The organism is Streptomyces sp. NPDC102274 (genome assembly GCF_044766385.1).
GTDB lineage: Bacteria > Actinomycetota > Actinomycetes > Streptomycetales > Streptomycetaceae > Streptomyces.
The window spans coordinates 1-5797 of the sequence record NZ_JBIWLW010000102.1; the positions used below are offsets into that span (position 1 = coordinate 1).

The 5797-nt window shown below is 66.6% G+C and carries 6 protein-coding genes and 2 pseudogenes; 4 read left to right on the forward strand and 4 right to left on the reverse strand.

What is annotated here, in order from left to right; translation table 11 throughout:
• Positions 1-202 precede the first annotated feature (202 nt).
• On the reverse strand, positions 203-415 hold the full coding sequence (locus ACIRQP_RS41900; protein ID WP_403900667.1) for a hypothetical protein: 213 nt from the start codon (positions 413-415) through the stop codon (positions 203-205).
• 10 nt (positions 416-425) lie between these two features.
• On the reverse strand, positions 426-983 hold the full coding sequence (locus ACIRQP_RS41905; RefSeq protein WP_403900669.1) for a hypothetical protein: 558 nt from the start codon (positions 981-983) through the stop codon (positions 426-428).
• Positions 984-1224: 241 nt separating this feature from the next.
• Here ACIRQP_RS41905 and ACIRQP_RS41910 point away from each other — a divergent pair, with 241 nt between their 5' ends.
• Together ACIRQP_RS41910 and ACIRQP_RS41915 are read left to right on the forward strand one after the other, a co-directional pair.
• Complete coding sequence (locus ACIRQP_RS41910) at positions 1225-1830, forward strand: helix-turn-helix domain-containing protein (protein ID WP_403900671.1); 606 nt, start codon at positions 1225-1227, stop codon at positions 1828-1830.
• A 282-nt stretch (positions 1831-2112) separates the two neighbouring features.
• A pseudogene (locus ACIRQP_RS41915) lies at positions 2113-2247 on the forward strand (helix-turn-helix domain-containing protein); the annotation flags it as partial.
• 538 nt (positions 2248-2785) lie between these two features.
• On the opposite strand, the pseudogene ACIRQP_RS41920 reads toward ACIRQP_RS41915, so the two are convergent.
• Positions 2786-2962: pseudogene (locus tag ACIRQP_RS41920) on the reverse strand (transposase); the annotation flags it as partial.
• A gap of 385 nt (positions 2963-3347) precedes the next feature.
• Here ACIRQP_RS41920 and ACIRQP_RS41925 point away from each other — a divergent pair.
• On the forward strand, positions 3348-4784 hold the full coding sequence (locus tag ACIRQP_RS41925; RefSeq protein ID WP_403900673.1) for a hypothetical protein: 1437 nt from the start codon (positions 3348-3350) through the stop codon (positions 4782-4784).
• A 193-nt stretch (positions 4785-4977) separates the two neighbouring features.
• A complete protein-coding gene (locus tag ACIRQP_RS41930) occupies positions 4978-5109 on the forward strand; it encodes a hypothetical protein (RefSeq protein WP_403900675.1) in 132 nt (43 codons plus the stop codon).
• A gap of 139 nt (positions 5110-5248) precedes the next feature.
• Here the strand turns inward: ACIRQP_RS41930 and ACIRQP_RS41935 are convergent, their stop codons facing one another.
• Positions 5249-5707: a hypothetical protein gene (locus ACIRQP_RS41935; protein ID WP_403900677.1), complete on the reverse strand. Its 459-nt coding sequence runs from the start codon at positions 5705-5707 to the stop codon at positions 5249-5251.
• Between the last annotated feature and the right edge of the window lie 90 nt (positions 5708-5797).

Sequence of the window (5797 nt, forward strand, 5' to 3'; positions counted from 1 at the left end):
CCGTTTCTTCATGCCCACGACCCCACCGGCACCTCTGTCCGAACGATCACCCGCGCCGCGCACCTCGAACGAGATCCGGTTTGCCACAACGCACTTAGTGCTCGCCAGGACCCCTTGGTGGTGATCTTGCCCGCCTCGGGGGCGCACGGTGTGCGTCCACCCGCCCGCGGAGGTGGGGCGGGCGGGGCTTCGCGGGCTGCGGTCAGTTCTCGTCGGCCGGCCGCTCGGTGATCGTGGTGATCCGCTCCATCAGCCGGTGCTCCCACGTCGGCTGCATCCGGCGGCGGGCGGCGAGCCTCTCTAGGGCCTCGGTCTTGGACTTCCAGATGGAGTTGACCCCTGTCGCGTGCCGCCATGGCTGGCTGGGGGCGGGGCGGGACTGGATGAAGTAGCTGATGGGGGGCTGGTCGGGCATCACGTTCTCCTCAGGTGGTGGGCTGCTCGGCGCTGTCGAGGGCGGCGCGGATGGTTTCGCGGCAGGCGTTCCATCCCATCTGGTAGCCGATGCTGCGGTCTCCGTAGACGGGCCGGTCGTAGGGCTGGATTGCCTTGATGGCGTCGAGCCGGGCGTAGAGCTCGTCGAGTGCGCCGTCGGTGATCGTGCTGGCGGTGAACCGGCGGCCGGGGCCGCAGGCGGGTGTGTCGTCCTCGTCAGGCTCCGGATCAGAGGTCAGTGACTGCGCCTCCGCGCCGTATATCCACGCGTGCATGAGCTGGGCGTCCTCGGCGCGTTGCTGGCTTATGGGGAACCAGCAGTCAATGACCTTGATCGAGTTGTCGTTGGGCGTCGGAACGGGCGCGGCCTTGCTGCTCGTCGGGCAGGACCACCAGCGTGTGCTGTGCTCGTCTGCGTGGCTGCCGGAGTGCCCGGGGTGCAGCACGCACTCCTCTGGAGCGCGATGAGGGGCAAGGAGGTGCGGGGTGAGCTCGCCGCACCGTTCGACGGGTGCCGTGGTGACGAGGATCCGGTAAGGGTCAGACATGGTGCTGCTCCTCGGTCGTGTTGATCTGCCGTGCCACGGTGAGGGCGTGTGTTGAGCGTCATTCAAAATGCCTATGAGTGCGGCAGTTTGGGCAGCTTGATGCCGACAAGATCGGTAAGCGTGCCTGCCGACGGATGGGTGCAGATTTGGGGCGGCACCTTGCCGACGAAGGGCATGAGGAAGGCCCTCCCGGTATCTCTTGGGCGAGCGCCGGGAGGGCCGTGTAGCGCGCGGAGGCGCTGTGCTCACGGTAGAGGCCGACCCGGCCAGGGTCGAAATTCGGTTGTCTGCGGGCGAGTTGATCTGCCCGGATTGTGCGGGGCTGCTGTGCCGGTGGGGCTGGGCACGTTCGCGTGTACTGCGGGATGCGACGGGCGGCCTGATGGCGGTGCGTCCACGACGGACGAGGTGTGTCAGCTGCGGCGTCTCGCATGTGCTCCTTCCGGTGTTCGCGCTGGTCAGGCGGGCGGACATGGCGGAGGTGATCGGGGCGGCCCTGGCTGCGAAGGCGACCGGGGCGGGGGTGCGGGTGATCGCTGAACGGCTCGGCCGGCCGGTGGAGACGGTGCGGGGATGGCTGCGCCGGTTCGCCGCCCGTGCCGAGACGGTGCGGCGGTTCTTCACGGTGTTGCTCGTGGATGCCGGGGTTGACCCGGCGCCTCCCGGAACGGCCAGGACGGTCTTCGCCGACGCGGTCGCCGCGGTGGTCGGGGCCTGGTGGTCGATGACGTCCAGGTGGCCGGCCGTCGGCACGGTGTCGCCCTGGCTGGCGGCCTGCGCGGTGACCGGCGGGATACTGCTGGCCCCCGCCTGGCCTGCGAAGAAGATCAACAAGAGTCGCCCCTGACGCCACGCCGGTCCCTCCTGTCAGCCTCTGTGCGTGCGTCTGTCGACGCCGTGATCGAGAGGCTGGTGGGCGGGTGGCAGGACAGGAAGACCAGACGCGGCTGGAACGGGCCCAGGCGATCGGGCTGTTCTGTTCCGCTACATGCTGATCAGAGAAGCGGCCGACCCGACCCTGTCGCGCCGCCAACGCGGCGCTCTGGTGCGGGAGTTGGCGGCGGTGACTCATATCGATCCGGACGGCCGGACGGTGCGGATCACCCGGTGGACACTGGACCGCTGGATCATGGAATGGCGCCGGGACGGCTTCGACGCCCTGGTGCCCTCGCCCCGCCAGTCGCGGCCCCGCACCCCGCCGGAGGTGATGGAGCTCGCTGCCTCGCTGAAGAAGGAGAATCCGACGCGGTCGGCCGCGCAGATCCGACGGATCATCGCCGCCCAGCTCGGCTGGGCCCCGGACGAACGCACCATCCAGCGCATGATCGTCCGTGAGGGTCTGACCGCCTTGCAGGCTCCGGCTTCGCCCGCCGTGTTCGGCCGGTTCGAGGCCGAGGGGCCCAACGAACTCTGGACCGGGGACGCCTTGCACGGGCCGATGGTCGAGGGCAGGAAAACGTACCTGTTCGCGTTCATCGACGATCACTCGCGGGCCGTGGTCGGCCACCGGTGGGGGGCAGTTCCGGCACGTCCCGCCTTTGTCGGGGCCGCTTGCCACCCGCACCGGCGTTCCCCGGATCAGGCTGCCCCCAAGCTTCGATCAGGCCGCTACGACGGCCCGTCGGAAGTGGTCTTTCACCACCTCTCGATCAACATCGCGCCTCGTGGCGCACAGTTGTGCGGCGAAAAAAGCCGGGGCCGTACGCAGGACCTCGTTCGCTCGCCGCAGCTCACGGTTCTCCGCGCCGCAGCTGGGCGAGCTCTTCCTTCTCCTCGGTGGCCAGGAGGTCGTCCCGTTCGCCGGCGCCGGCCTCGGCCTGGCGGATCCAGCCGCGCAGGGCCTCGTGATGCACGCCGAGTTTCTCGGCCATACGGCGGATGACGGGCTTCGGCTCTGCGGTCCGATACATCCGCACCGCACGCTCACGCAACTCCAGCGGATATTTCCTGGGGGCAGGCATCGTCTGGGTTCCTCTCATGAGTCCCACGTGACCCGCTGTCACCTTTCCCCGCGTCTCGGGGGACCCTCACCCTGTCAAGGCCACTGCACCAATTGGTGCTGGCTTCATGACCCAGGCCGCGTGTTGGTTCAATTACCGAGGCCGTGTGTGGTTATGTCGTGACAGTGTAGGTGATGACGATGGAAAACTAGCCAGCACGCCTAAAGCAGCAGGAAGGCCAATCACGGTCTTCGAGCGGATCAGACCATTCGATGCCGGGTGGCGGCGGCATCCACTCCACAGTAAGGGAATGCGTTACATGACAGATGGCAACGAAAATGCTCGGAAATTCAGTAGGCGACGCCTTCTTCAAGGGACAGCGGGCACCCTCGGCGCTGCTCTAGCATCCGCCGGCATCTATGAGATGATCGACACCTTCGTAAAGCCACCGGACCGGCGGACTGTCGCCGACAGCAAGCCCGTCCAGGAACAATATGTCCTGCAGAACGAGCAAGTGGTCATGGTCGATGGTACGGGCGTGAAGAGTAGCAAGGGTACGGTTGCGGTCCGGGTGCCCGCCCTGCACGATCATCTCTGTACCGCAAGGCTGAATGTGCTGGCGAACGCTAAGGCGTTGCGGGAAGCGCAGCACCAATTCGAGTCCGCCCTCCTGCGTCTGGAACGCCAATTTCCACCCACTCCCACAGGGGTGGCCACCACGGTAGCCTGGGGACTTCCCTACTTCCAGCACTACATCCCAGCCCTGGGCAAGACGTCGGACTTCTTCAAGGCGGGAACACGGTACCCAGCGTATCTGCCGGTGGATTTGATGACCTCCAAGAAGGAGGGCCGTACCGTATATGCGCTGCAGGAGGCCAGGACGTTTCCCGGCGACGAGCCCCCGCCTGGCTTCGGGCCGGTCCGCTTGGAACAGAATGACGTGACCGTGCTACTCCGCAGTGACTCGCTCGCTAATATCACGGAAGCCATCGACACCCTCTTCGGGCCTGGAAGCGAAGGGGTGGGGGACCTGTTCAAGGTGACGAGTATCCGCCAGGGCTTCTCCGGGGGCGGTTTCTACGGGCAACAGGGCCTGCCGAGCAAGATGGCGCTGGCAGCTGATATCCCCGGTGCACGGTCGATCCCTCCGCAGTCACAGGGTTTCCTCGGCTTCGCCACCACCCTGCAGTCGAATATGGGACCCGGCGTCATCCCCAGTTTGGAGACCCTTCCTGGCCTCACCGATCAGTGGCCCAACGGTTACTTCAAACAGGGGACCACCATGGCTCTCTCGCACACGTTTCAAGATCTGGAGACCTGGTACGGACGGAACTACGCTCAGTACGCGGATCGCGTCCAGGCGATGGTCCAGCCCGGCCTCTCGCCCGCGCCGGGTACGTACGTCTTCCAACCGCCAGGTCAAAATCTGTCCGAAGTGGCGAAGGGGCTCAAGCAGTACGGCGCCTACGGCCACACGGGGAGCATGTCGCCGGTGGACAGCACCACATCGCCGATGACCAGCAACTACGGAACGTCCTACCCCGCGGGGACGACCATCCCCGTGCGCGGAGATTTCGACACGCTGGACAATCCATTCCACTACACATCCGATCCGACGGCAGACCACTACAGCTCGAAGCCAGCGGCCGGGTTGCACTTCATTCAGTTCCAGCCGACGACCGCAATTTTCAATCTCGTTCGGCTCGCGATGGACGGCCACTATCCCGATAGGACACTTCCTATCTCACCGCGCAGCCCCCACGCCGGCATCAACTCGGTCCTGCACACGACCCACCGGCAGTACTACCTGGTTCCGCCACGTCGTCATCGCTCCTTCCCCCTCGCCGAGTTCCTTGTCTGATACGTCCCGCGCGCCGCGCCCACAGGGCTGTTGCAGCGGGGCTCCGTCGTCTCGCGGTCGGCTCGACGTAGCCGTCGTTGGCCTGTACCCCGACTTTACGGTGATGGTGAGTCGTGATGGGCTGTCAGGTGCGCGCAGGTACGTCCCGGTGATCATGGAGTGTCAAGTTCACTGATCACCACAACGGAAGACCGTGCCTGCTGCGTCGGCATTGCCCATCCCCGCCGGGCTGGGCCAACTCGCCGGTTCCGATCCGGGCCGCTCCGATGAACTGTCCGGCCTACTCGACCGGCTGCGCTGCCTGCCCGACCCGCGCAGCCTCTGAGGCCGACGCCAGCCGCTGTGGTACGTCCTGGCCCTGGTCGCCTGCGGGGTTCCGGCCGGAGCGAAGTCCCTCACCACAATCGCCGAGTGGGCCGCCGATGCCCCTGACCAGCTCCTTGCCCGCGCCTCGGTGAGTGCGTCTATCTGCCGGTCGAGTCTCTGCCCGCCGGTGGAGACCCGCGTGCCGACGGATCTTCGCGGACAAGAAGTCCGGGAAGAATGACGCCCGGCCGGAGCGGAAGGCGTGCCACGACTTCCGCCAGGCCAGAGACACTCTCGTCGTGGCGGGCGACGCTGCCGTGGAGCGCCGACAGGTAGGACTCGCTGCGGCGGAGCAGGTCCGTGCCCCGGTCCGCGGTGGGCTGTCCGGCGGCGGTACGGATCGCGGCCACCACCCGCTCCACATCAGCAGTCGGGACGTAGACGATCGGGTTCTCCGGATCCGTAGCGTCCGGCGGCACCTGGATCGACGGCGAGACGACGGGGATCGTGCCGTCGTAGGTGCTGGCGTCGAGCGGGATAACGGTGGGGGTGTGGCCGAAGGCGTCGGTGGGGTCGGTGTACGTGTACTCGGTCTCGGGCTGCATGGGCTGGGTCATGGGGTCCTACCTTGTTGGTGGGTTGGACGGGCCGTCGTAAGGTCCAGAGATCCAGAGACGCCGGGTATGGCTTTCATGGGGTTGCCCTCG